Source organism: Campylobacter sp. IFREMER_LSEM_CL1097 (genome assembly GCF_025772225.1).
GTDB classification, from domain to species: domain Bacteria; phylum Campylobacterota; class Campylobacteria; order Campylobacterales; family Campylobacteraceae; genus Campylobacter_D; species Campylobacter_D lari_D.
In genome coordinates this window covers 89,818-115,930 of the sequence record NZ_JAKMRT010000003.1, presented here as the reverse complement: position 1 = coordinate 115,930, position 26,113 = coordinate 89,818, and the positions used below count along the sequence as shown (strand labels likewise).

28 protein-coding genes are annotated in these 26,113 nt (G+C 28.2%); 7 read left to right on the top strand and 21 right to left on the bottom strand.

Going from position 1 to position 26,113, the window contains the following annotated elements; genetic code table 11:
• Positions 1 to 11 precede the first annotated feature (11 nt).
• Together L8W64_RS02100 and L8W64_RS02095 are read right to left on the bottom strand one after the other, a co-directional pair.
• Positions 12 to 758, bottom strand: coding sequence for an SDR family NAD(P)-dependent oxidoreductase (locus L8W64_RS02100; RefSeq protein WP_263669812.1), 747 nt, complete (start codon positions 756 to 758; stop codon positions 12 to 14).
• A complete protein-coding gene (locus L8W64_RS02095) occupies positions 755 to 2,002 on the bottom strand; it encodes an ankyrin repeat domain-containing protein (protein WP_412175210.1) in 1,248 nt (415 codons plus the stop codon). The genes L8W64_RS02100 and L8W64_RS02095 overlap by 4 nt, the downstream gene beginning before the upstream one ends.
• A gap of 108 nt (positions 2,003 to 2,110) precedes the next feature.
• Between L8W64_RS02095 and L8W64_RS02090 the strand changes: the two genes are divergently transcribed.
• Positions 2,111 to 2,563, top strand: a complete 453-nt coding sequence (locus L8W64_RS02090) for a methylated-DNA--[protein]-cysteine S-methyltransferase (protein ID WP_263672768.1) — start codon at positions 2,111 to 2,113, stop codon at positions 2,561 to 2,563.
• A gap of 1 nt (position 2,564) precedes the next feature.
• On the top strand, positions 2,565 to 3,443 hold the full coding sequence (locus L8W64_RS02085) for an EamA family transporter (RefSeq protein WP_263664411.1): 879 nt from the start codon (positions 2,565 to 2,567) through the stop codon (positions 3,441 to 3,443).
• On the opposite strand, the gene truA is transcribed toward L8W64_RS02085, so the two are convergent.
• Genes truA through glmU form a run of 7 tightly spaced genes read right to left on the bottom strand, consistent with a single transcriptional unit; the run spans position 3,397 to position 9,638 of the window.
• Positions 3,397 to 4,131, bottom strand: coding sequence for a tRNA pseudouridine(38-40) synthase TruA (gene truA / locus L8W64_RS02080; RefSeq protein WP_263664410.1), 735 nt, complete (start codon positions 4,129 to 4,131; stop codon positions 3,397 to 3,399). The two genes, L8W64_RS02085 and truA, sit on opposite strands and share 47 nt — an antisense overlap.
• Positions 4,131 to 5,156, bottom strand: a complete 1,026-nt coding sequence (locus L8W64_RS02075; RefSeq protein ID WP_214100351.1) for an LptF/LptG family permease — start codon at positions 5,154 to 5,156, stop codon at positions 4,131 to 4,133. Before L8W64_RS02075 ends, truA begins: the two co-directional genes overlap by 1 nt.
• Entirely contained in the window at positions 5,153 to 5,902 is a 750-nt protein-coding gene (locus L8W64_RS02070) for a prepilin peptidase (protein ID WP_263664409.1), read from the bottom strand. The genes L8W64_RS02075 and L8W64_RS02070 overlap by 4 nt, the downstream gene beginning before the upstream one ends.
• Positions 5,899 to 6,567: a polyprenyl diphosphate synthase gene (gene uppS, locus L8W64_RS02065; protein WP_263672766.1), complete on the bottom strand. Its 669-nt coding sequence runs from the start codon at positions 6,565 to 6,567 to the stop codon at positions 5,899 to 5,901. The genes L8W64_RS02070 and uppS overlap by 4 nt, the downstream gene beginning before the upstream one ends.
• A gap of 1 nt (position 6,568) precedes the next feature.
• A complete protein-coding gene (locus L8W64_RS02060; RefSeq protein WP_047208387.1) occupies positions 6,569 to 7,189 on the bottom strand; it encodes a hypothetical protein in 621 nt (206 codons plus the stop codon).
• Positions 7,186 to 8,349 (bottom strand): bifunctional phosphopantothenoylcysteine decarboxylase/phosphopantothenate--cysteine ligase CoaBC, encoded by a 1,164-nt coding sequence (gene coaBC, locus L8W64_RS02055; protein WP_263672764.1) that lies wholly within the window; start codon positions 8,347 to 8,349, stop codon positions 7,186 to 7,188. Before coaBC ends, L8W64_RS02060 begins: the two co-directional genes overlap by 4 nt.
• The gene (gene glmU / locus L8W64_RS02050; protein WP_263672763.1) at positions 8,346 to 9,638 is read right to left on the bottom strand and encodes a bifunctional UDP-N-acetylglucosamine diphosphorylase/glucosamine-1-phosphate N-acetyltransferase GlmU; all 1,293 of its coding nucleotides are present in this window, start codon (positions 9,636 to 9,638) and stop codon (positions 8,346 to 8,348) included. The genes coaBC and glmU overlap by 4 nt, the downstream gene beginning before the upstream one ends.
• Before the next feature lie 162 nt (positions 9,639 to 9,800).
• Between glmU and L8W64_RS02045 the strand changes: the two genes are divergently transcribed.
• The 5 genes from L8W64_RS02045 to L8W64_RS02025 all read left to right on the top strand — a co-directional run bounded on the left by L8W64_RS02045 (position 9,801) and on the right by L8W64_RS02025 (position 17,818).
• Positions 9,801 to 12,155 carry an autotransporter outer membrane beta-barrel domain-containing protein gene (locus L8W64_RS02045; protein WP_263672761.1) on the top strand — a complete coding sequence of 785 codons (2,355 nt, stop codon included), beginning with the start codon at positions 9,801 to 9,803 and terminating at the stop codon, positions 12,153 to 12,155.
• Between the two features lie 144 nt (positions 12,156 to 12,299).
• Positions 12,300 to 13,034 carry a flagellar type III secretion system pore protein FliP gene (gene fliP, locus L8W64_RS02040; protein ID WP_133318758.1) on the top strand — a complete coding sequence of 245 codons (735 nt, stop codon included), beginning with the start codon at positions 12,300 to 12,302 and terminating at the stop codon, positions 13,032 to 13,034.
• Between the two features lie 65 nt (positions 13,035 to 13,099).
• Positions 13,100 to 14,848: a bifunctional anthranilate synthase component I family protein/class IV aminotransferase gene (locus L8W64_RS02035; RefSeq protein WP_263672759.1), complete on the top strand. Its 1,749-nt coding sequence runs from the start codon at positions 13,100 to 13,102 to the stop codon at positions 14,846 to 14,848.
• Entirely contained in the window at positions 14,845 to 15,411 is a 567-nt protein-coding gene (locus tag L8W64_RS02030) for an anthranilate synthase component II (RefSeq protein ID WP_263672757.1), read from the top strand. The genes L8W64_RS02035 and L8W64_RS02030 overlap by 4 nt, the downstream gene beginning before the upstream one ends.
• A gap of 94 nt (positions 15,412 to 15,505) precedes the next feature.
• Positions 15,506 to 17,818, top strand: a complete 2,313-nt coding sequence (locus L8W64_RS02025; protein ID WP_263672756.1) for an autotransporter outer membrane beta-barrel domain-containing protein — start codon at positions 15,506 to 15,508, stop codon at positions 17,816 to 17,818.
• Positions 17,819 to 17,866: 48 nt separating this feature from the next.
• Here L8W64_RS02025 and L8W64_RS02020 read toward each other — a convergent pair whose 3' ends face one another.
• From L8W64_RS02020 to L8W64_RS01965, 12 genes are all read right to left on the bottom strand, one after another.
• The gene (locus L8W64_RS02020) at positions 17,867 to 18,196 is read right to left on the bottom strand and encodes a Spx/MgsR family RNA polymerase-binding regulatory protein (protein WP_133318754.1); all 330 of its coding nucleotides are present in this window, start codon (positions 18,194 to 18,196) and stop codon (positions 17,867 to 17,869) included.
• Positions 18,190 to 19,530, bottom strand: coding sequence for a class II 3-deoxy-7-phosphoheptulonate synthase (locus tag L8W64_RS02015; RefSeq protein WP_263672755.1), 1,341 nt, complete (start codon positions 19,528 to 19,530; stop codon positions 18,190 to 18,192). Before L8W64_RS02015 ends, L8W64_RS02020 begins: the two co-directional genes overlap by 7 nt.
• Before the next feature lie 53 nt (positions 19,531 to 19,583).
• Positions 19,584 to 19,937, bottom strand: coding sequence for a cupin domain-containing protein (locus tag L8W64_RS02010; RefSeq protein WP_243705616.1), 354 nt, complete (start codon positions 19,935 to 19,937; stop codon positions 19,584 to 19,586).
• A 1-nt stretch (position 19,938) separates the two neighbouring features.
• The gene (rplS, locus tag L8W64_RS02005) at positions 19,939 to 20,295 is read right to left on the bottom strand and encodes a 50S ribosomal protein L19 (RefSeq protein WP_012661698.1); all 357 of its coding nucleotides are present in this window, start codon (positions 20,293 to 20,295) and stop codon (positions 19,939 to 19,941) included.
• 11 nt (positions 20,296 to 20,306) lie between these two features.
• Entirely contained in the window at positions 20,307 to 21,011 is a 705-nt protein-coding gene (trmD, locus tag L8W64_RS02000; RefSeq protein WP_263672753.1) for a tRNA (guanosine(37)-N1)-methyltransferase TrmD, read from the bottom strand.
• Entirely contained in the window at positions 21,008 to 21,532 is a 525-nt protein-coding gene (rimM, locus tag L8W64_RS01995; protein ID WP_133318751.1) for a ribosome maturation factor RimM, read from the bottom strand. The genes trmD and rimM overlap by 4 nt, the downstream gene beginning before the upstream one ends.
• The gene (locus L8W64_RS01990; RefSeq protein WP_043019956.1) at positions 21,522 to 21,767 is read right to left on the bottom strand and encodes a KH domain-containing protein; all 246 of its coding nucleotides are present in this window, start codon (positions 21,765 to 21,767) and stop codon (positions 21,522 to 21,524) included. Before L8W64_RS01990 ends, rimM begins: the two co-directional genes overlap by 11 nt.
• 2 nt (positions 21,768 to 21,769) lie before the next feature.
• Complete coding sequence (gene rpsP, locus L8W64_RS01985; RefSeq protein ID WP_012661702.1) at positions 21,770 to 21,997, bottom strand: 30S ribosomal protein S16; 228 nt, start codon at positions 21,995 to 21,997, stop codon at positions 21,770 to 21,772.
• Positions 21,998 to 22,068: 71 nt separating this feature from the next.
• The gene (gene ffh, locus L8W64_RS01980; RefSeq protein ID WP_263672751.1) at positions 22,069 to 23,406 is read right to left on the bottom strand and encodes a signal recognition particle protein; all 1,338 of its coding nucleotides are present in this window, start codon (positions 23,404 to 23,406) and stop codon (positions 22,069 to 22,071) included.
• Positions 23,407 to 23,470: 64 nt separating this feature from the next.
• Positions 23,471 to 24,223 carry a pseudouridine synthase family protein gene (locus L8W64_RS01975; RefSeq protein ID WP_263672750.1) on the bottom strand — a complete coding sequence of 251 codons (753 nt, stop codon included), beginning with the start codon at positions 24,221 to 24,223 and terminating at the stop codon, positions 23,471 to 23,473.
• Entirely contained in the window at positions 24,204 to 25,388 is a 1,185-nt protein-coding gene (gene waaA, locus L8W64_RS01970) for a lipid IV(A) 3-deoxy-D-manno-octulosonic acid transferase (protein WP_263672748.1), read from the bottom strand. Before waaA ends, L8W64_RS01975 begins: the two co-directional genes overlap by 20 nt.
• Positions 25,385 to 26,104 (bottom strand): zinc ribbon domain-containing protein, encoded by a 720-nt coding sequence (locus L8W64_RS01965; RefSeq protein WP_258107572.1) that lies wholly within the window; start codon positions 26,102 to 26,104, stop codon positions 25,385 to 25,387. The genes waaA and L8W64_RS01965 overlap by 4 nt, the downstream gene beginning before the upstream one ends.
• Positions 26,105 to 26,113: the final 9 nt, after the last annotated feature.

The window sequence follows — 26,113 nt, the reverse complement described above, 5'->3', positions numbered from 1 at the left end:
TCCTTAAGTTTTTATATTTTTTCGCTAAAAGTTCCCGCCCATGTTTGAGTCACAGGCATAAGCTCTATTTCATTAATATTAATATGCTCAGGTAAGCTAATGATAAAAGTAATAATTTTTGCTATATCTTCAGCTTTGATATATTTAGTATTTTCATAAACCTCATCAGCTTTTTTAATATCACCTTTAAATCTCACTTCACTAAATTCAGTTTTACAAAGTCCTGGAGCAATATTTGTTACTTTTATATTACTTCCACGCAAATCCGTTCTTAAAGCTTTGGAAAATTGTGCCACAAAAGCCTTAGTTCCACAATAAACATTACCTCCATAATAAGGCACATTAGCTGCAATTGAGCCAAGATTAATTATGTGGGCATTTTTTGCTTTTCTAAGTAAAGGTAAAGCAGCTCTTGCTACATATAAAAAGCCTTTGATATTAGTATCTACCATGGCTTCAATATCTTCAATATCCAAAGAATCAAATTCATTTAAACCTAAAGCAAGACCTGCATTGTTAATAAGCAAAGAAATATTGCCAAAATCTTGAGGTAAATTTTCAATTGATGCAAAAACTGCTTGTTTATCTCTAACATCAAGTTCTATGGGATAAATTTTATCCCCATAAAGCTCTTGTAGTTTTTCTAATCTGTCTTTGCGTCTTGCTATAGCTATAACTTTGTAATCAAGTTCTATTAAAGCTTTTAAACTCTCTAGTCCAAAACCTGAACTTACTCCAGTTATTAAAGCAGTTTTCATGGTTGTGTCTCTTCATATAGCATCAAATTCTCATTTTCCTTTAAACCAAGTTTTTTTAGATATTTAATATTTTGTTCTTTTTTTGCAATTATGGCAAAATCAAGAGCATTAAATCCCAAATCATCAATTTCTTTATAATTTGCTTTGTAATCTATAAGTAACTTAAGCATTTTTACATCTGCATAGTTTGCTCCATGCATAAAAATATTTTTAGAAGTATGCTCAAGTGCACATAAAGTAATGAAATATGGCGTATTACTTCCCATACTAGCAATAGAAAGTTTTTCATTATCGTTAATGTATTTTTGATTTACATTAGCTCCATTTTCTAATAAAACTTTTGCAACCTTATAATTGTTGTATTCAACTGCATAAAACAAAGGTGTTTTTCCAAAAGAATTTCTATAATCAACAATAGCCCCATTTTCTAATAAAAGCTTGACATTATCTGCACTATCTAATGCAAAAAACAAAGCAGACTCATAACCTTCATTTATTTTTACACCTAATTTTATAAACTCACTTATAATTTGACTTTCTCTATTGTTTAACAAAGCAGATTTAAAACCATTATTTAATTCTAAATTGCTAATTTTTTTAGAATAAATATATTCTTTTATTTGTTCTAAAGAGTTGTTTTTATTAGCCACAAATTTTTCAAAGTCCGAAATATCTTTAAAGATTTTAGTCTCGCCAACTGCCCAATTTAAAAATTCATTCAAAGCATTACTAGCAAAGTAAATAGCACTTGCTTTATCTAAATTAAATTCGTTTTGAAAATATTTTGTTAAAGGATTAATCGCATTATTATACTCTTTCCAAAATTCCTTAAAGAGCTTAAAATTTCCTATACTTTGATAAGCCCAAAATCTAAAATAAGCTTTTAATTTTGCAAATTTTTCTTCAAGTATTATAGGATCTTGTAAAGTTTTTTGATAAACTTGCGGATCAAGCGCAATTTCTAATAATTTAAAATCAAATTTTCTCAAATCGCTAAAATATTCCCCTCCCATACAGGCACTATTACTTCCTCTAATTTCATTAGCAAGCTCATATAATCTTTTTGTAATTTGATTATTTTTTAAAGAAAAATCGCAATTTAAATCTACTTGAGCAAAATCTTGAGAAACTTGTGGTTTAAACTCTTTAAAAAAATCCATCTTATTTTCTTTGACATACCCGCAAGTGTAATCTAAAGCTAATGCATTTAAACTTATAATCAAACTAAATAATAAAATCCTCAAATATTTTCCTTTGATATAAATTAAATCACTATTTTAACTAAATTTTTGCTTTAATAACAATTAATTAATTTAAAATTCATACAATGATTATTTTAAAATGAGGAAAAAATGTATCAAAGTTTTTACAAAGCTAGTTTTGCTTATATTCTTTTGCAGAGTAATGAAAATAAACTTATCAATGTTGATTTTATAACATATAAGCCCAATTTTAGCAAAGATAAACACATTATTTTAGAACAAGCCTTAGAAGAACTAGACCTTTATTTTAATAAAAAACTTTTTTTCTTTAATACACCCCTAGCTCTTCAGGGGAGCGAATTTGAGCAAAAAGTATATAAAGCTTTAATTAAAATTCCCTATGGACAAACTAAAACATATCAAGAAATTGCTTCTTTTATCAATCATCCAAAAGCTTTTAGAGCGGTAGGTAATACAAATTCTAAAAACAAACTTGCAATTTTTATACCTTGTCATAGAGTGGTAGCTAAAAATCACTTAGGCGGATACAATGGTGGTTTATTTATCAAAGAAGCTTTACTTAAATTAGAAGGTGTGCTTTAAAATGCCAAGTTTATTACTAGCAAGTTTTATTTGGGCTTTTTCTTTTCCATTAATTGGGCATTTTATAACCTTAGAAATGGATAGTTTTTTTGCTGCATTTGCAAAAGTTTTTTTGTCTTTATTAGTATTTTTACCTTTTTTAAATTTTAAGCTGAATTTGCATTTAAAACTAAAACTCATAAGCATTGGAGCTTTACAACTTGGTGTGATGAATTTATTTTATTATCATTCTTTTTTATATTTAAGTGTAAGCGAAGTGGCACTTTTTACGATTTTTACACCTTTTTATGTTGTACTTTTTTATGGGCTTTTTTCAAAAAATCTTAGATATTTATATTTTATAAGTATTTTTATATGTATTGTAGGTGCTTTTGTAGTTAAATTTGATAATATTAACTCTAATTTTTTATATGGCTTTTTACTTATTCAAGGAGCTAATTTAGTATTTGGCGCTGGACAAAGTTTTTATAAAATTTTATTAGAAAAAAATACAAATTTAAATCAAAAAGAAGCTTTCGCTTATTTTTATTTAGGCGCAACCAGTATAACCTTACCTGCTTTTTTATTTTTTGGAGATTATAATAATTTACCATCCAATTTAAGTTCTTGGATAGCTTTGATTTATCTTGGGACTATTGCTTCAGGATTTGGATATTTTTTATGGAACAAAGGCTCCACTGAAGTAGATAGCGGGGTTTTAGCTTTGATGAATAATGCCATTATACCTATAAGTATTTTTATCAATATGAGTATTTTTGGAGTAGATGTAGAGCTACTACCTTTTTGCATAGGGACCTTGATCATTCTTTTTTCATTTTTTATACATAGAAAAATCATGCATTATTATAATAAGAAATCTTACTCAAATACAAACCACTAGCAGGAGCTAAAAATCTACAATGAGCTTTTTTGGCATTGATTTGATCTAAAAGCTCATTTTTGCTCATTTTTCCTTCTAATACTTTTAAAATACTTGCCATCATCATTCTAATTTGAGATCTTAAAAAACCATTTGCTTCAAAATAAAACACAGTGTAATTTTTATAAGCATAAACTCTAGTTTTATACATTTTTCTTATACTTGTTTTATTATCAGAGCCTTCTTTTTGAAAGAGTTTAAAATCATGCTCTCCTTCAAATAAAAAAGCAATTTCCTTGGCTAATTTAATATTTATTTTTGGATAAAAATGCACATATGAGGCTAAAAAAGGATTATATTTTTCATGACTTATAATATAGCGATATGCTCTTTTTTGCACATCAAAACGCACTTGGAAATTTTCTTGCATTCTTTGGATATGCTTTATATGTATAAATGGGTGTGCAAAATGATTGATTTTATTTTTTAAATATACAAAATCTTTAAAATGTTCTCCTGCTTTTACACAAGCAACTGCATTAAATGCATGCACACCTTTATCAGTTCTTGAAGCAAATAAAGGTTTTTCATAAATACCCAAATGCGACAAGGCCTGCGCTAAGGTATCTTGGACACTAAGCTTATGTGGTTGGGTGGCTGAACCTTGAAATTTAGAACCATCATAAGAAAAAGTTAATTTTAAAAGCATTAATACTTACTTGCAATTTTTGCTTTAAAATAAAACAAAGAAGTAATTAAAAAGCTTGAAAAAATCACAGCGATAGCTACAAAAGGAGGATTATAAAAACTAATCAAAAGCGTAAAATAGGCAAAAATAATCACAAAAATTCCAAAATAAGCAAAACCTTTTTCATAACGATAAGTTACTATACCAAAAGAGAGTGCAAAAAGCACACTAGCTAAAGGAAATAAAGCTATAAGAATATAAATAACAAATTCTTTTGCTTTTTCTTTATTGCTTGTTACATCAGACCAATACCCATAAAAACTTTGAGTATTTAATTCTTTAGAAGAAAGTTTGCTTTTAATTAATAAATTTTTAAAACTAGAAATATGCCAATCTTCTTCTTTAATCTCATAAGCTTTTCCTTCATCTAGCTTAAAAGTAATAACCCCATCATTTGTTTCTAACTTTCCTTCTTTAGCTAAAATCACTTGTTCTTTATCTTGTGGGTTTTTCTTTGGATGATACATTATGATATTTTTATAAGTTTCATCAGAATTTTTGGCATCGATAAAAACAAGCCATTCTCCATATCTTTGTCCAAATTCCCCTGTTTTTATACTTACTTTAGCACTAATTTTTTTATAATCTACAAAATTATCAAAAAGTTCAAAAGATATAGGTATAAAAACCAAGACCACCACAAGCATAAAAGCACTTACTAAAGCTGCAATTTTTGCAAAAAAACTTGCTATCATGCTTGGAGCTATACTCAAAGCAAACAACACTGTGCTTTCATTTTCTCTAGAAAGCCTATAAAAGGCCAAAGTCAAAGCTATGAAAAAAGATATGGGTAGAGTAAAAATTAATATCTTTGGTAAAAGAAAAATATATAATTTGATTAATTCAAAAAAAGTAATTTCAATATAAGCAGTAATTTTAGCAAGTTGTATAAAAAAAATAATCGAAACAATAATAAATAAAGTAAAAAATAAAGATAACATTGTACTTAAAAACTGATTAAGCAAATACTTATAAACTAGTTTCATAATATACTTTCTACACTTAGATTAATCAAAATTCCACAAAATAAAAAAGGAATCATAGGCATTTGATAATCTTTCTTGGCTATTTTTATAAACATCAAAAGACTTAAAAAACTTGCAATAAATAAAATCAAAAAGCCTTTTTCATAGCCAAAAATTCCAAAAATCAAAGCTATTATTATAACATCACCTTCCCCTAAACTTTCTAAAATTTCATCTCTTTTTTTAAAATTTTTAATAAAATTAATCACACTTTTTAGTATAAAAATTAACCCCGCTCCAAAACACACTCTAAATAAAAAGCTATCTTGAAAATCCTCTAAATTTAAACCATTTTGCAAAAAATCAAAACAAAAAGCTAAAATAAATAAAATCCAAAGCCATAGCTCACTCACTGCTTTTAGATAATAATCCATCCAAGAAAGTGCTAATAATACAGCTAGCATACAAGCAAAAATTAAAATTTGAAAAACATCTTCGATTAAATAAAAAGCAAAGACAAACAAACACGCACAAATAAATTCATTAAAAGGATAAATCAAAGAAATTTTTTCTTTACAAAAAGCACATTTGCCTTTTAAAAATACAAAAGATAACAAAGGAAAAAGATGATAAAATTTCAAAGTTTTAAAACACTTAGGGCATTTTGATCTTGGGCTTATTATGCTTTCTTTATTAATCGTTCTTAAAATCAAAACATTGACAAAAGAACCCACACAAAGCCCTAGTAATAAAAATAAAAATATCATTTACCAAAGGTTCTTTTGCGTTTTTTAAACTCAGTAATGATATTTGTGATTTCTTTTTTAGTAAGTGCAGGAAATAAGGTTTGACTAAAATAAATTTCTGCATAACTTGATTGCCATAATAAAAAATTTGAAATTCTTTTAGCGCTCCCTACCCTTAAAAACAAATCCACATCTTCACTTAAGTCAAGATTTGCTTGTATATTTGCTTCATTAATTTCAAGATTTTTTTCAATCACCTTTTTAACCGCTCTAACTATTTCATCCTTGCTTCCATAAGAAATAGCTAAATTTACACATAATCTTGTGTGGTTTTTAGTTTGTTCTTGAAAATTTTGTATTTTTTTCAAGGTTAATTCATCTAAAAGACTTAAATTTCCTATAGCTTTAAAACGCACTTCATTAGCTATAAATTTATTTAAAGATTCATCAAGATATTTATTTAATAGTTTAAAAAGAAACTCCACTTCTTCTTTTGGTCTTTGCCAATTTTCTGTACTAAAAGCATAAAGGGTTAGATTTTGAATTTTTTCATCTATACATACTTCTATAATTTTTTCAACAACTTTAGCACCTTGACTATAGCCAATTTTTTCTAAAAGTCCATTTTTTCTAGCCCATCTTCTATTGCCATCCATTACTACGGCAAGATGCTTTAACTCATTCATTCTATCCCTTTATATCCATCAATCTTTTAAAAACAAACATAGGATTGAGCGTATTAACTACTTCAAATTTAAAATACTCGTTTAAAAAATGTGCTACTTTGGCAAAAGGTGTTTGTATGCGTGTGATTTTACCATTATCAATTATAATTTTTAAAGCACCAAAAATTTCAAAATACAAATACACCTCTAAAATATTTCCATTTTTCTTAGCTTCAAATAAAGCTCTATTTCCCTCATAAACAAAAGGTATATGATAAATTCCTTCAAAAAACGCAAAAAACATTTCCTTATAAATTTCAAACTCATATGCGCTTTTGCTTTCCATAAGTCTTTGGATAATGAATTTTTTATACCAAGCTTTTTCATCACCTTCTTGTAAAAGCTTTTCTATAAGTTCAGTCCCTTCTTCAAAAAGTCTAATTTTAGGCTTTTTCAAAAGATTTTTAAAAGAAATCACGCCTTTGTCTTCATAAACTTCAGCTAAATACTCCTCCCCTACTTCAAGCTCTATCATACTTTTTGTTTCAAGCTTTTTAGTGTTTAAAAGCAATACATAGCGATTATATGCGCGTTTTTCTAAAATTTGCATTCTTACAGGTAAGGTTGAGTTGATGATATTCACCAAAGTTTCCTTAATTCTTGTGCTAAAATAAAACCAAGTTTTTCTTTGCTTTGTTTAGAACTTTGAGAGATACTATCTTTAGTGATAAAACAAATGCTATTTTCATGACTTCCAAAGTTCATTTGCTCATTTAAGACATTTAAACACACCATATCTAAATTTTTACTAACTAAAGATTTTTTAGCATTTTCTAAAGCATTTTGCTCATCAAATTCCATTTTAAAACCTATTTTTTTGCCTTTAAAATCTAAATTTTTTAAGATATCCTCATTAAGCTTTAATTTTAAATCAAGTCCATTTAGATGTTCATTTTTCTTAATCTTACCCTTATAAGCCTCAAGAGTAAAATCACTCACAGCAGCAGCCATAATTAAAGCATCAAAATCTTTGTATTTTTGCAATTTTTCTTTTAGTTCTAAAGAAGATTCAAATTTTTCTAATTTATAAGGTGTTTTAAACTCTACTGAGCTAACTAGCACCACCTTAGCACCTAAAAAATATAAAGCATCAGCAACCGCCTTTGCCATTTTTCCACTTGAAAAATTACTAATACATCTTACATCATCAATTTTTTCTTTAGTCCCGCCACCGCTTACAATAAAACTTTTATCTTTAAAAAAATCTTCTTGCATTAGACTTCTTTTTAAAGCATTTATAATACTATCAAGCTCAGCCAAAGCTCCCAAGCCTTCATCTTTACAAGCTAGAGTTTTAACTATAGGATCAATGATAATATAACCTTGCTCTTTTAAATTTTTTAAAGAATTTTGAGTGCTAAAATGTAAATACATGTTTGTATTTGCAGCGGGTGCGATTAAAAATGGTTTATTTTTATCTACTGCTATTAAAGTTTGAATGAATAAATTATCTGCTATACCATAGTTTAATTTATTAATAGAATTTATACTAGCAGGCGCAAAAAGCACACAATCGCAAGTCTTACTAAAAGCTATATGATTATTAGTATTTTGCCAACTTTCATTATCTTCACATAAAATTTCATCCGCTAAAGCTTCAAAGCTAAGCTTAGTGCCAAATTTTAAAACTCCCAAACTTAGCAAAACTTTAACCCTAAAGCCTTCTTTTTTTAATAAAGAAATCAGCTCATAAGCTTTATAAAAGGCTATGCTTCCACTTACTGCCAGTAAGATTGTTTTCATTTTTTACCTAGTTTTTTATAGTAAAAATCTTCTATAATTTGCGTCTTTGCTCTATTAATATACAAAGAGCCTTTTTCTACATCCTTACACACAGTACTTCCTGCTGCGATGATTACCTCATCTTTTATCTCAACCGGAGCGATAAATTGCGTATCTGAACCCACAAAAACATTTTTACCTATTTTGGTCTTATGCTTTTTAACCCCATCATAATTACAAGTGATAGTGCCACAACCTATATTAGTTCCCTCATCTATCTCACAATCCCCTAAATAACTCAAATGCCCTACTTTAACTCCATTTAATAAAGCATTTTTACATTCTACGAAATTTCCTATATGGGTATTTTTAAGCTGGCATTTTGGACGCAAATGCGCTAAAGGCCCTACATCGCTATTTTCTACTATACTATCTTCAATCACACTTGAACTTTTAATGATAGAATTAATGATTTTTGATTTTCCTTCTATACGCACATTTTCATACACTTCACACTCACCTACAAACTCAACTTCATCTGAAATAAAAGTCGTCGCAGGCATGTGAAAAATCACTCCTTGCTTCATCCATTCTTTTTTAATCGCTTCTTGCATAAGATCTTGAGCTAGGCAAAGCTCAATTTTATCATTTACTCCCATAAAATCTTGCTCATTTACAAACACCGCATCGATTTCATAGCCCTTTTCTTTTGCTAAATAAACCGCATCGGTTAAATAATATTCTTTAGCTTTATTATCATTTTTTATCAAAGGCAATACTTCTTTTAAAATTTGTGCTTTTATAGCATAAACACCACTATTGCAAATGTTTATAGCAAGCTCTTCTTTGCTTGCATCTTTTGTTTCTACTATTTTTTGAATTTTATTTTCTTTTAAAACTATTCTTCCATAACTTTTTGGATCTTTTGCCTCAAAAACTGCCACATTAAAATCACTCTCATTTAAAGCTATTTTTTCTAAATCATCTGCTTTAACTAAAGGCATATCGCCACATAAAATCAATACTTTTTCATGCTTACTCTCATAATTTCTTAAAGCCCCTGCAGTACCTGGAAAATTTTGCAAGTCTTGTTCTAAAAAGCGTGTATTTGGAAAATACTCTAAAACAACTTGTTCAACCTTTTCTTTTTGATGAGAAAGCACCACACATACATCATCACTAATTTTATATGCTTGTTTTAAAATATGTAAAATCATTGCTTTTGAGCAAATTTTTTGAAGCACTTTTGGATTTTGTGATTTCATACGCGTGCCAAGTCCAGCAGCCAAAATAAGCACAGAAATTTTCATAATTTACCTTTGTTTTAAAAATTATTGCTTATTTTAACAAGCTAAAGTAAAAATTCTTACTAGTTGTTATTTGTTTTTTACAGATTTTCATTTACTTTAAACTTAAATTTATGGGGGGGGGTATAATGCTTTTTTCAATTTAATTTTACAAGGAGTAATCAAATGAAACTTTCTTATTACACAAGTAAAGTTTTAATGGGAGTTAGCATTAGTGCTTTATTAAGCAGTGCTGCTTTAGCTCAAGAGATAAATCATGGAAATTTTTCTGATTTTTTTAACTATAAAGATGGAATTTGGAGTTTAGATTCTAAAGAAAATATAGAATTAAAAATAAGTCCGAGTATACCCCAACTATATCCTATCCAAGAAGGTATAAATGGGGCTGGAAAGACAATAAAAGAAATTAATATCAAAACAAGTGGTATTTTAACCATAGGATCTGATTCAGATTGGGTAGATCTAGGTGAAACTTCAACTAATGAAGCACGATATGATTTATATAGTGTTAATTTAGAAGCAAAAGAAATTATTTTAAATAAAGATCAAACTTCTTTAAAAGCAAATAAAGCTTTTAATATAAAAGGAAATGTTACACTTAATGGTAGCTCGCCTATAACAAATGATAATATAAGCAACGAAGAACTTGATAGACCTAGTTTAGATGTATGGAATGGATATGGCGAAAAAGATGGCTATATGAGCATACAAGGAAATTTAAATGTAAACAATTCTTTTATTGGTATATTTGATGCAAATAAAAAAGGTGGCTTAATCTCTGTAGATGGAGATGTAAATATAAAAGATTCAGCTATAGGCATAAGCACAAATAGTGTTTCAAATTTAGGTATAAACAACTATGTAGCTATAAAAACTACAGGCAATTTTAACCAAGATATAGATAAAAACATAGTAACGGCACTATATACTAAAGATATAACGAACATGCTTGAAACAAGTAATTTACTTCCAAAAAATGTATTTTTTGAAGATACTGATTTGGCTCAATTTACAGATTATAAACTTAGTGTTTCTAATGATGGCAAAAGTCTTTTAATTAGCGGTGGTGCTAATGAAAATGTAAGAGATTTATCAAAAATATTAAAATCTGAAATTGATATTAGAAAAGAAGCTTTAGATAGCTTTAATAATATAAAAGAAGATATTAAAAGAAATGAAAATTTAGAAAATTCTGGATTTGGAACCTACCAAAAACCAGGATATATTGGCGATGATGCTATGCTTGAAGCCATAGCACAAGCAGAAAAAGAACTACAAGAACAAATTAAAAAATTAGAACAACAAATCCAAGATATACAAGATAATGATGGAAAATTTGATGGTAGTGATTTAGTTGAAAATATGAAAGATGTTAGCTTAGAAAATAAAAATTTAGCTGTAAATATGCTAAATAGTATTTTAGATTCTAAACTTAGCAATGATGCTATCGCAGCACTCACTCTAGATACCACAGGAAAAAATCTAAACACACTTACCACAAATACAAAAGCAAGTGCAAAAGCTATAGTAAATAATGCTCAAAATTCTTCTGTTAATTCATCTATAGGTGTAGCAAATGACCTAGCAATTGGAACAAGAATAGCAAAACTTTCAAATCCTTATCAAGATAAAGCTTTAGTAGAAAAATTTGCTACAACCCATATAGCAGCACTAGCAAGCGATGTTTATAATTATTATGGAAATTCTTCATTTAATAATAGCTTTTGGGGTAATGTTTTTGGTGGTGCAAATATCATAGATGGAGATAGTGGTGCTTTATATGGATTTACACTAGGTGCTGATAGAAAAATCAATGATAATGCTTTGCTTGGTTTTTACTTTACTTATGCTGATTCAACTATCAAAGATGGAGTTATGGAACAAAAATCAGATAACTATCAATTTGGTATTTATTCTTTAATTAATCCAAACGATCAATGGGAAATTAATCTAAGAGCTTACGGGCAAATTTCTCCAACAGATCAAAGTGTTGTAATGTTAAATGATTCTAATAAGGCTGATTTTGATAGTAAATTCTTTGGTTTAAGTGCTAATGCCGGTAGAATTTTTAATCCAAATTCATCATCATTATTCATCAAGCCTTTTGCTGGTATAAATTACTACTACGCACACACTCCAAGTTATAAAGAAAGTGGTATGTTTGCAAAAGATGTTCAAAGTATGACAAATAATTCCATATCTTTAGAACTTGGTGCTGAATTTAGAAAATATATGAGCGAAACATCATATTTATTTATCACTCCAAAAATAGAACAATATGTAATGAATAATGGAGATGATTATGTAGCTGGATTTGTTGGATCAAATTCAAATTTTATCATCAAAGGTAATGATAAGAAAAAAACTTATGGACAAATCATCATAGGTGGAAATGTAGATATTAGTGAGCAATTTAGCTTAAATGCAGGTGTTGGGGCTAAACAAATACTAGCTGGTAAAACAGATGGTAAAAATGAAACTTATGTAAGTGGTCAAGTAGGTTTTAAATACAAATTCTAAAAAAATATTTTTTGAGAAACTCCTAAATGCTAGAGTTTTTCACTCTAGCATTTTAAAAATAAACCATTAATTCAATCATATAAATTGCATTTTTAAGAGTAAAATTGCTAAAATAATGCTTTTAATTTTAACCAAGGAAATATTTTGAGGGTTTTACTAGTTTTATTTTTATCAAGCCTAGCTCTTTTTGGCGCTGAAGCAACTATACCAACTGTAAATTTAAGCCTTAGTGCCCCAAATAGCCCTCAACAGCTCGTAACAACTTTAAATATAATTATAGTTTTAACTATACTAGCACTTGCTCCAACTATCATCTTTGTAATGACTTCATTTTTAAGACTTATAGTAGTTTTTTCTTTTCTAAGAACTGCTCTTGGCACACAAACCATGCCTCCAAATACCATCTTAGCGACACTAGCTTTGATTTTAACTTTTTTTATTATGGAACCTGTTGCTACAAAATCATACAATGAAGGCATAAAACCCTATATTGCTGAACAAATAGGCTATGAAGAAGCCTTTGCTAAAGGCGTTAAACCTTTTAAAGATTTCATGTTAAAAAATACCAGAGAAAAAGACTTAGCACTTTTTTATAGGATCAGAAATTTAGAAAATCCAAAAACCATAGATGATGTTCCTTTAACGGTTTTAGTGCCTGCTTTTATGATAAGTGAACTCAAAACTGCTTTTGAAATAGGCTTTTTGCTTTTCTTGCCATTTTTAGTTATTGATATGGTAGTAAGCTCAGTGCTAATGGCTATGGGTATGATGATGTTACCACCTGTTATGATTTCCATGCCTTTTAAATTGCTTATTTTTGTTTTGGTAGATGGATGGAATTTGCTTATACAAAATCTCGTCAAAAGCTTTTTAACTTAGCAATTTAGAGCAAAAATATGTGTATTACTAGCTTTATTTGTATTTTTCTAAATCAAAGATTTTAAATGGCATTTGCTATATTTGGAAAATACCTTTATGATGATCTTGCCTTCACTCTTAAAGCTCACACTCAAAAAGAAAGTAAAAAAGCTTTTAAAATCATAGAAAAATATAAAAATCAATATTATTTTTTAGGCTATATTCAATATGAATTCTATAAATATCTAGAAAATAAAAATTATAAAAGCAAAGAGCCTTTTTTATATTTTTTTGCTTTTAAATCAAAAAAAATCTTTACAAACGAAGAAAAAAATTTAGACTTTTATCCAAGTTTTTCATCCAATTTAAACCAAGAAAAGTATTTTGAAAACTTTGACAAAATCAAAGAAGCCATAGCTAAAGGTCAAAGTTATCAAGTTAATCTTACTCAAGAACTACATTTACAATCAAATCTTAATGTATATGAGAGTTTTTTAAGCCTTTATCCTAAGCAAAATACCCCCTATAAAGCTTATATGAAAAATGAATTTTTAGAATTGGCTTCATTTTCACCTGAACTTTTTTTTAAAATCAAAAATAAAAAAATCATCACAAAACCCATGAAAGGCACAATCAAACGCTCAAATAATCCAAAAGAAGATGAAAATCTAAAAAACTTTTTAAAATGCGATGAAAAAACTATTAGCGAAAATGTAATGATAGTTGATTTATTACGCAATGATATTTCAAAACTCATCAAAAAACATTCTTTAAAATGCAAACTTTTTAAGGTTAAAACCTACCCTACCTTACACCAACTCATTTCAAAAATAAGTGGGAAATTAAAACAAGAAAATGATTATTTTAAAATTTTCAAAGCCCTTTTTCCATGTGGATCTATCACGGGTGCACCCAAAATAGAAACTATTAAACTCATAGAAAATTTAGAGCAAAGAAAACGCGGGATTTATTGTGGAGCAATAGGTTTAATCCATAAAGATAAAGCAAAATTTAGCGTAGCCATACGCACTTTAGAGAAAAAAAATAATGATGATTTTTTAAGATATGGTGTAGGAAGCGGACTTGTGTGGGACTCACAAAAACAAGATGAATTTGAAGAATTAAAACTAAAAAGTAAAATTTTAAAACCTAACTTTTATTTATTTGAAACAATGTATTATAAAAATCACTCTATTTTATTTTTCAAAGAACATTTGACAAGAATTTTAAACTCAGCTAATTTTTTTGGCTTTGATACTCAAAGATTAATACATGATTTTAAAAATATACTAGATAGTAAAGATAAAAAATTCCATTGTAAATCTTTACAAAATTTTAATAATTTTGTTTTCAACCATCATCATTTTTTTACAAAAAGTAATTTTACTCAAAAAGGTTCAAAAGCTATTAAATTAAAACTTTTCAAAAATGGCCTTTATGAGTTTGATTTTAGCAATATACAAGAAAATTCAAGCAAAAAACTACTCATAAGTAAAGATATCGTAAAAGTAAATCTTTTAACACACCATAAAACTTCTCTGCGTAGTTTATATAAAGCAAATTCTCATCTATGGAAAGAAAACATTTGCTATGATATAGTTTTTTTTGATGAAAAAGGTATACTTTGTGAGGGTTCAAGAACTAATATTATTATAAAATTAAATGATGAGTATTTTACTCCTTATGCTAAAAACTGTCTCAATGGCATTTATAGACAAGCACTCTTAAAACACAAGCTCATCAAAGAAAAAGATATCACTAAAGATGAGCTTTTAAATGCTAAAGAAATTTATGCTATTAATTCTTTAAGAGGCTTAAAAAAGGTATTTTTGTGAAAGTTTTGATTATAGATAATTATGATTCTTTTACCTACACCATAGCCTTTTATTTAAAAGAATTAAACATTGCTTATAAAATTATTAAAAACGATAAAATCAAAAATCCAAAAAAGCTTAAAAAATATGATTTTACTCATCTTTTAATCTCCCCTGGACCAAATTCTCCAAAAGAATCAAAGTTAAGTTTAAAAGCTATAAAGTATTTTAAAAAAGATAAAAAAATTCTTGGAATTTGTCTAGGACACCAATGCATAGCACATGCTTTTGGTGGTAAAATTTCTAAACTTCCAAATCCAACTCATGGTAAGGTAAAAACTATAAAATTTAAACCAAACCCACTTTTTAAAAACCTTGAGCAAAATTTTAAAATTTGTTTATATCACTCTCTTTATGTCAGTCATATAGGCAAAAAATGTGAAATTTTAGCCAATAGTGAAGATAATATCATCATGGCTTTAAAACATAAAAAATACGATATTTATGGAGTTCAATTCCACCCTGAAGCCATACTAAGTCAAAATGGCAAAAAGCTACTTAAAAACTTTCTTACTTTGCAATAATCTAATATTTATATTTTTTTCATTTACTTTAAACTTAAATTTATGGGGGGGGGTATAATGCTTTTTTCAATTTAAATTTACAAGGAGTAATCAAATGAAACTTTCTTATTACACAAGTAAAGTTTTAATGGGAGTTAGCATTAGTGCTTTATTAAGCGGTGCTGCTTTAGCTCAAAATATTGACATACAATATACAGGTTTTGATCAAAATAATGCTAAGAATTATTTTAATGAAGAAACCAATGGAAATTTTACATTAAAAAATGAATACACCAATAATGATTTAACATTAAATATTAAAATATGGGATATTCCAAATGAATTATTAGAAAAAAACTCTCAATTATATGATAAAGCTGGTGTTAAAATTGACTTGGGAAATAACAATCTTACAATCAACAACATAGATATGCATTCTAACACTTCTACAGATGAAGATAAAGCTGCTTATATAGGAAATTTCAATATTAGTGCAAAAAATATTTATGCAAATGATATTATTTTTCAAGCATTACATAAAGAATCTGTTATCAATGGAAATATCTATTTACAGGGAAGTAAAGATGTTGATATAAAAAATATAGCTGGTGCTCATGATGATAGACGAGGTTCTACTATTTTAATAGGAAATGGTATAGCTGGAACAAGTGGCTCCTTAAGTATAAATGGAGATCTAAATGCAGATAAGACTGGTTTTGTTTATCAAAGTGATAATAGAAATCAAGTAGCTATAAAGGTTAATGGCAATGTTAATATCACAAATTCTATTTTTTCTGTGGGAACATCTAGCTTTAGCAATCTAAAATTAGATAACTTTACCTTTATACAAGCAGACAACTTCAATAAAAACATCATAGAAAATCAAATAACAGCTAGCCTTGGTAAAGATATTTATAGTGTTTTAGAAAATAAAGAAAAACTTGAAATAGATGAAACACTTGTGCATATATTAGATTTAAGTAAATTTGTTAATTACAACCTTTCTATTTCAAATGATGGAAAACATCTTTTAGTAAATGGAGGAGCCAATGATAATATAAACAATAACAAAATGATTTTAGAATCTGAAAAAGAATATTTATCTTATTTCAAAGAAAGACTAAAAGAAGAATTAGAAAGTGATAAATGTAATAATGATATAAAAAAATGTGAAAATATTTATAACGCACTTAATGAAATTAAAAATAAAATACAAAATATTAATGAAATTATAGCAAGCAATAGCAATGCTGGAAGTGGAGAAATCTCTAATGATGATTATATTAAAAACGATTCTAGTGTTTCAGCTTCTAACAAAGACTTTGTTTCTAAAATTTTAGATGGACTTAAAATTGGTGGAGATTTAAATGCAATAGGTAGTATTAAATTTGATAAAGTCGGGGAACAAGTAGCAAATGATATAAAAGATTCAGCTAAATCTATCTCAAATGTAAATCAAGCCTCATCAGGTATAAACTCGACTATCAATGTATCAAATGATGTATCCATAGGTTCTCGTGTAGCTATGTTAAATAATCCTTATGGAAATTACGCTACAAAATTATCTCAAATAAGATTTGCTACTAATGATTATAGAGGAAATTATGTTGATAATTATAATAACAGCATTTGGGGTAATGTAATAGGCGGTGCAAACATCATAGATGGAGATAGTGGTGCTTTATATGGAGCCACTATAGGTATGGATAGAAAAGTCAATGATGATGTTATTATTGGTGCTTATTTTACTTATGCAAACGCTGAAATAAAAGATAATCTTTTAACCCAAAAATCAGATAATTTCCAATTTGGTGCTTATTCTAATATCCATATAAGTCCAAAGGTAGAAGTTAATGTTAAGGCTTATGCTCAAATTTCTCCAACAGATCAAGATATTGTAAATAGAGGATTTAACACTACAAATAGTGCTGACTTTAATAGAAAATTCCTTGGTTTGAGTGCTAACATGGGATATATTTTTGATTTTAGTAATAATACCTTATTTATCAAACCTTTTGCCGGAGCAAACTACTACTATGCACATACCCCAAGCTATAAAGAAAATGGAATTGCAGGAAAAGATGTCAATAGCGCTAGTAATAATTCTATTTCTTTAGAACTTGGTGCTGAATTTAGAAAATATATGAGCGAAACATCGTATTTATTTATCACTCCAAAAATAGAACAATATGTAATGAATAATGGAGATGATTATGTAGCGAGTTTAAATGGAGTAGCGCTACCTAGCGTAAAAAGTGATGATAAGAAAAAAACTTATGGACAAATCATCATAGGTGGAAATGTAGATATTAACGAGCAATTTAGCCTAAATGCAGGTATTGGAGCTAAACAAATACTAGCTGGTAAAACAGATGGTAAAAATGAAACTTATGTAAGTGGTCAAGTAGGTTTTAAATACAAATTCTAAAAATCTTTCGAGAAACTCCTTAAATGCTAGAGTAAAAACTCTAGCATTTTAAAAACTCTCATATTCTTTAGCTATAAAAACTTCATCATCTTTTACAATTAATGGGCGTTTTATAAGCGTTGGATTTTGCAAAATCATCACTTTAATTTCATCTTGGTTTAAATTTTGAAGTTTTTCTTTATTTAACCCTAATTTTCTAGCACTCATACCCGCTGTATTTACAAGCTCTAAAACACTCCTTTTGCTAAACCAAAAATTTAAAGTTTCTTCATCTAGCTTTTTAATATCTAAAAATTCAAATTCAATTTGCTTAGAATTTAAATAATCCATGGCCTTTTTAACACTATTACAATTTTTAATACCATAAAATTTTAACATTTTCTTGCCTTTTTAACTAAGTCTGCTATGATAAATGCTAATTCTAAAGCTTGGTCAGCATTTAATCTTGGATCACATTGTGTTTCATAGCGTTTAGAAAGTTCTTCTTGAGTGATATTTAAAGAGCCTCCTACACATTCTGTTACATTTTGCCCTGTCATTTCCAAATGTACCCCACCAGGATACACTCCTTCACTCATAGCTATCTCAAAAAACGCACGCACTTCTTGAATAATTTTATCAAATTCTCTTGTTTTAAAATTACCTGATTTAACCGTATTTGCATGCATAGGATCTATGCTATAAAGTATATTAAACCCTTCTTGTTTTAACTCTTTAAATAATTTTGGCAAGGCATTTTCTATCTTATCACATCCCATACGGATGATGAAATTTAATCTTCCTGCTTCATTATGTGGATTTAAAATACTTACTAGCTTTTTTATCTCACCTAAATCATAATTAGCGCTAAGCTTAACACCGAGTGGATTTTTTACTCCACTTAAAAAATGCACATGTGCTTCATCTGCTTTTCTAGTACGCTCACCTATCCAAAGCATATGTGCTGAACAATCATAAATTTCCCCGCTTAAACTATCTACTCTAGTTAAAGCTTCTTCATAAGGCAAAAGCAAGGCTTCATGAGAAGTATAAAAGACTGTTTGAGAAAGATTTGGGGTATCAGTGATACCACAAGCTTGCATAAAAGCTAAAGCTTGAGTGATTTTTTCACTAAGTTCATTATATTTTTTCCCAAGCTCTGCTTTTTTTAAAAAACCCAAATTCCACTTATGCACTACTCTTAAATCTGCTAAACCACCTCTTGAAAAAGCTCTTAATAAATTTAAAGTTGTAGCACTTTGATAATACGCTTCTAGCATTCTTTTAGGATCGGCTATTCTTGATTTTTCATTAAATTCAAAACCATTAATAATATCCCCACGATAACTTGGAAGTGTTACTCCATCTACTTCTTCAAAATCACTACTTCTTGGCTTTGCAAATTGTCCTGCAACACGCCCTACTTTAACAATAGGGCAAGATCCTGCAAAAGTAAGTACTATGGCCATTTGAAGCATAACTTTAAACATATCTCTTATATTATCAGCACCAAAATTTACAAAACTCTCTGCACAATCTCCTCCTTGGAGTAAAAATGCTTGAGAATTTACAACCTTAGCAAGGGATTTTTTTAACTTATCTACCTCACCTGCAAAAACAAGTGGTGGTAATTTTTCTAATTTTTTAACAACATCTTGTAATTCATTTTCATCAGGATATTGCGGCTGTTGCTGAATTTTATAATTTTTCCAAGAATCTTTAGTCCATTTCATAGCTTAACTTCCTAATTTTAAGTAAGCTAAAATTATACAAAATGAGACTTAAATTAAGATTTCAAAACACTCTCAACGCGTTCAAGGCTATCTTGTTTATATAGAGTTAAACGCACTATAGAATCTTCTAGTGCTAAAAGATTATGAATTTCATTAGCTTTTAAACTAATGCTATCTAAAGATTTAAGTAGAATTTGCTGATTTAAAACTCCAAAATCAATAGAGCCTTTTAATACTTGTATAGTAATATCAAAAGGTGCTTTATGATCTTTCATAAAGCTATCCTTTGACATATTTATGCATATTTCCTTAGCATAAGCATTTTCTATTTTTTTAGATATATTTATGCCATTTTCAATTTCTTGTTCCCAAGAAATTACTTCATGCATTTGAGTTCTAAATTTCATTTTATTTTTTAAGTTCTTTAATACGAGCAGCCTTACCTCTTCTATCTCTTAAATAGAATAATCTAGCACGGCGTACACGACCTCTTCTTAATACTGTAATACTTTCTAAACTTTCACTATAAATAGGGAAAATTCTTTCAACACCTACATTATTAGCGCCTATTTTACGCACAATGAAAGTTTCATCTACACCATTTCCTCTACGCGCTATACAAATACCTTCAAAATTTTGAATTCTTGTTTTATCGCCTTCTTTAATGCGAATAGCAAGTCTTAAAGTATCTCCAGCACGAAATTCTGGAACATTTTTACCTTCAATTTGTTTTTGCTCAAATTGCTCAATGTATTTATTTTTCATAACGATATTCCTTAAAATTTGCGTTCATGCTTTTGATACAAATCAGGACGAAAATATTTCGTTTTGCAAGACGCCAAAGTAGTTTTTAAAGCTGTAATTTTAGCGTGATTTCCCTTTAAAAACTCTGAAGGAACATAAAATTTTTTATTTTCCTTTTCAAAAACAAATGGCTTAGAAAATGATGGTGCTTCTAATAAATCATTTTCAAAACTTTCTTCACTTAAACTTTCACTATTTCCAAGAACATCTTGAATATTTCTACTAATAGCATCACACATCACCAAAGATGCTAACTCTCCACCTGTAAGTATAAAATCTCCTATAGAAAACACTTCATTAGCAAATTCTTCCACAATACGCTCATCTAAACCCTCATATCTACTACATACAAAACAAATATGCTCTTTGACGCTTAATCTTTTAGCATCTATTTGCTTAAAAGTTTTAGCACATGGTAAAAGAAAAATAAAATGCGTATTTTTATTTTGGCTTTTAATATGCGTTAAACAATCATATAAAGGCTGAGCTTGTAATAAAAGTCCCGCACCACCGCCTATTTTATAATCATCTACTTTTAGATGTTTATTTGTAGTAAAATTTCTAGGATTAACAAAATCAAATTCTAAAATTCCTTTTTCTTTTGCCCTTGCCAAAATAGAAGTTTTAAAATAAGGCTCAATAAGCTCTGGGAATAAACTTACAAAAGTATATTTCATGAATTTTCTAAAATATCTAAAGCAGATTGTGTGAATATTTTTTTATTTTCTATATCAACTTTTTGAATATATTTATCAACATAAGGAATATAAAAGTTTTTAACCTTTGTCTGTAGTTTTTCATCGCATTTTATACAGAATAAAAATCCAGCTCCATTTTCTAAAATATCTTCAACTATACCTAATTTTTGTTCATTTTCAAAAATTTCACAGCCTATAATATCAAAATAAAAATACTCATCTTTTTTTAACTTACAAGTTTCTTTTGTAGTTTTTATGCTTTGAAATAGTGTAATATTAGTTAGTTTTTTTGCAGATTCTAAATTCTCAAAATCTTCAAATAAAACCAAAGATCTTGTTTTATCGAAAGCTTTTATGGTGTAAATTTTTTGATTACCATCAAAAAATTTAGCACCTGCTTTAAACTGCTCATAAAAATCACTTAAATTATGTAATTTTACATAACCTTTCAAACCAACACTTTTCCCAAGTTTAGCAACTTGGACCAAATCATTCTTCAATAGCTTTTACCGTTATACGATATGAAGTTGCATCTTTAACTTTATAAGCCATAATAACTGTTTTTATTGCGTTGATTAATTTCCCATTTTTTCCGATCAACTTACCAGTGTCAGTTGGATCAACATAAATGATAATTTCAGCAAAATTGTTTTCTAAATTTTGTTTTTGTATATCAACTTTTTCAGGAAAATCAACAATTAATTTTGCGTATTCTCTTAAAAAATTTTCAACCATTTTTACTTGCTTGTAATAGCTGCTACTCTATCGCTTAATTTAGCACCTACGCTCTTCCAATAAGCTAAACGCTCAGCATCAAATTTTACTACTTCAGGTTCAACCATAGGATTATAATATCCAATGCTTTCTATCCAACTACCATCGCGTCTTTTTCTACTATCAGTTACAACTATACGATAAAATGGTCTTTTTTTGCGTCCCATTTTTGTAAGTCTGATTACTGTCATTTTAATACTCCTAAAAAAATTAAAATTTTGTTATAGATATTTTAACTCATATATCCATAAAAAAGCTTTAATTATTGCGGTCTTTTAGCTTGCTGCAACATATTCATAAAATTTTCCATTCCTTTTTTGTTTGAAAATTTCTTTGCCAACTTAGCCGCATTACTAAATTGTTTTAAAAAGCGATTTACTTCCATTTGAGATAAACCAGCACCCTCTGCAATACGACGCTTTCTTGCGTTGTTTAACAAATCAGGATTTTCTCTTTCTTTTGGCGTCATTGATGAAATCATTGCTTTAATATGAATAATTTCTTTAGAATTATCCAAATCAATATCTTTAATATTTGCTGCCATAGATGATAAACCAGGTATCATACCAATGATTGATTTCATACTACCAAGTTTTTTAACACTTTCCATTTGATTTAAAAAGTCATTGAAATTAAATTCACCTTTTTTGATTTTTTTATTAAGTTTTTTTGCTTCTTTTTCATCTATAATAGCGGCAGTTTTTTCAGCCAAAGTCGCCAAATCACCTTCACCCATGATACGATTAACAATCCTATCAGGGATAAATACTTCTAAATCAGCTACTTTCTCACCAACACCAATAAATCTTAAAGGCACACCAATTTGTTTAGCTATACCTAGCGCAACACCACCTTTAGTATCTGCATCAAATTTACTTAAAATAACCCCAGTGATTTCTAAAGCTTCATTAAAGCTACTTGCTGTTTTAACTCCATCTTGACCACTCATAGCATCAGCTACATAAAATACTTCATCAGGATTTAAAATAGCTTTTACTTCTTTAAGCTCATTCATCAAAGCTATATCAATTGCCAGACGGCCGGCAGTATCTACAAGCAAAACATCATACATAGAATTTTTTGCTTTTTCTAAAGCTTGTTTAGCTACATTTAAAGGATTGTTTTCATTTTCTATGAAAAATAAATCAAGCTCATTAGCTTGAGTGAGTTGTCTTAATTGCTCTACCGCAGCTAATCTTTGCAAATCACATGCAGCAATTAATACTTTTTTATTTCTTAGTTTTAAGTAATTAGCAATTTTTACCGTAGTAGTAGTTTTACCACCACCTTGCAAACCGCACATCAAAACAACCGTAGGTGGCTTACTAGCAAATACAAAACCTTGATTTTTACCTTTAACACTAAGAATTTCTTCTAAATTTTTCTTAATTGAGTCTAAAAATTGCTTTTGGCCTATGCCATTAGTTTTTACATCATTTTCTACTAAAGTGAGTAATTCTTTCGTAACTTTATGATGTACATCTGCTTTTAAAAGGGCTTTTTTTAAAGTGTCAAGAGCATTTTTTAAAGCTTTTTCATCATCAACAAAACGAAGTTTATTAACCGCGGATTTAAATGACTCACTAACTATTTCAAACACTTTATTTTCCCTTTATTAAAATTTTAAAAAGCTAAATTATAAACCCTTTTAGCTTTAAACGCCTTTAAAAATTTAAATTTTTTATTTCAAAACCATAAGCATTAAAACTCTCATCAAGTAAAGCTTTAAATTGATAATCAAAAATATGCGTTTCATAAGAATGCAAATACATTCTAGAAGAGCTATTTTTTGCATATTTTTCATCGCCAATAATACCATGTTTTATATGATTTAAATGCACTCTGATTTGATGTGTTCTACCTGTTTTAATGACTGCTTTTATTAAAGTTTTTTTTGTATTTACCATTAAAGGTACAACCTGAGTATGAGCTTCTAAGCCAAATTTATCGATTTTACTAAAAGCTCCGGATTTATTTTTTATAGTAGTTATTTTTTCACAAATTTCAAGTTCTTCAGCAATTACTCCATCGACAATAGCTAAATAGCTTTTATAAACATTTTGTTTTTTATACTCTTGAATGCATTTTAGTCTAAATTCCTCATCTTTGCTTAAAAGCAAAACTCCACTTGTTTCTTTATCAAGCCTGTTAATTAATTTAGCATTATAAACACCTTCTAAATTCTCGCTAATTTCCCCATAAGGCTTATTTAAAGCTATGATTTTATCATCTTCAAAAAGTATTTTTGCTTTTTTTATTTTTTGCACGACAAATCTTGTTTTTGAGCTCATCAAAGCTCTAGCTATAACAACCTTTTTTCCCATAGCAAAAACACAACCTTTATCAATCAAATCTTTTGCTGCATTATTGGAAATTTTTTCTTGCATTGCAAGCAATTTATAAGCTTTTTCTTGCATCTAAACCTTCTTTTATACTTAATATAACTTCATTTAAATCATTTTGCTCTTTGACTCGTGCTTGTGATAATTTTTGCTTTAAAAAATCATTTATATCTTTTACACTCTCACAAATATACAAATCATCAACTTCTTGATATAAACTTTCTTGATTAAAATAATATTTCCCCGAGATAATAACATTATTCCATCTAGCCGCTTCTATAGGATTATGCCCACCTATATTATTTACAAAAGAGCCGCATAAAAAAACCACATCACTAATCTTATAAAAACTTTCTAGCTCACCCAAAGTATCTAGTAATAAACACTTGGTCTTAAAAAAATTTGCAAAATCATTTTCACTTAAAGTAAAGTCTGAAAATTTTTGCATATTATAATGATTTTTTTGGCAAAAATCTTTTAAAATCCCCTCAACCTCGCCAAAACGCTCCGGATGTCTTGGAGCGATAATTAATCTATCATTTTCTTCTAGTTTAATCTCATTAAGCAATAATAGTTCTTCATTTTCATGCGTACTAGCAAATATAATAACCCTAGCCTTAGGTTTTGAATAATTTTTCACTTGTTCTTGTTTTATATATGCTTTGATATTTTTATATGCTGCAACATTTTTAGCACCCAAGCATTCTAATCTTTCTTTGTCTTTTTGACTTTGTGCAAACACAACATCAATATATTTAAAAATTAAACGATAAAAAAAGCTAAAACGCTTGTAGTTTTTTAAAGATCTATCGCTAATCCTAGCATTTAATAAAATAACTTTTGCATTATAAAATTTAGCCATCAATACAAGCATAAGCCAAAGCTCTGCTTCAAAAATAATCAAAACTTTGCAAGGTTTCATCCAAAATGGTATAAAAATTTCAAATGGTAAAAAATTTACTTTTTTAGAATGTCTTAAAGCTTCATTAAATCCAGTTTGCGTGATAGTTGAAATTTTACAAGTTGGAAAAAGTTTTATTAAGGGAACAATGCTTTTAATCTCCCCAAAGGAGCAAGCATGAAAATATATATCTCCTTGTTCTTGTTTTAAGTTTTTGTAAAGAAAAAATCTAGATTTTAGAGATACTTTATATTTTTCTTTACAAAAACTTAAAATCAACAAAAAAGGAACTGCGATTACATATATAATCACAGCAAAAATGTAATAAAAAAAAATCAATTTTGATTTTCTTCTTTTTCTTTATATAAAATTCTTCCGCAATGCGGACAAGTTACGATTTCATCACCTTTTAAAACTGCTAAATAAGTTTTATCATAAATTCTCATAAAACAGCCATAACAAGCATGTTTTTTCACAGGAACTACAGCACTATTTCCCGCCCATTTTCTAATTTTCTCATAAAAAGTTAAAACTTTTTGATTTATTTCGCCAACCAGCTTTACTTTTTTATCATAAATCTCTAATCTTTCTTTTTCAATATCAACTAATACAACTTTTGTTTGAGCATCTATTTGATCCACTTCATTTTCAAGTTCAGTTCTCTTAGTTTGCAATTCTTGTATAAATTTTTCTTTGTTTTCTAAAATTTTATCTAATCTTTCTATCTCTTCATTTGCTGCATCAAGTTGCTCTTTAGCTATATCTTCTTCGATTTTTAAAGCATTTGCTTCTTTTTCAGTTTTCACTGCAGCACTTTTTTTGGCTATTTCTTTAATTTTCACACCAAATTCTGCAATATGGTTATTGTTTTGTATTTTTTGATTTTCTATATCTTTAATATCTTTTTCAAAACCTGCAATTTCTTCTTCAGTTTTATCAAGCAAATTACGCTTTTCTTTTAAATCCTTTGTAGCTTCTTCTACTTTATTTGCAAAACCATCTAACTCTTTATCAATTTGCGATAAAGCTATAAGTTGTTCTAAATATTTATTCATTGATTTTTT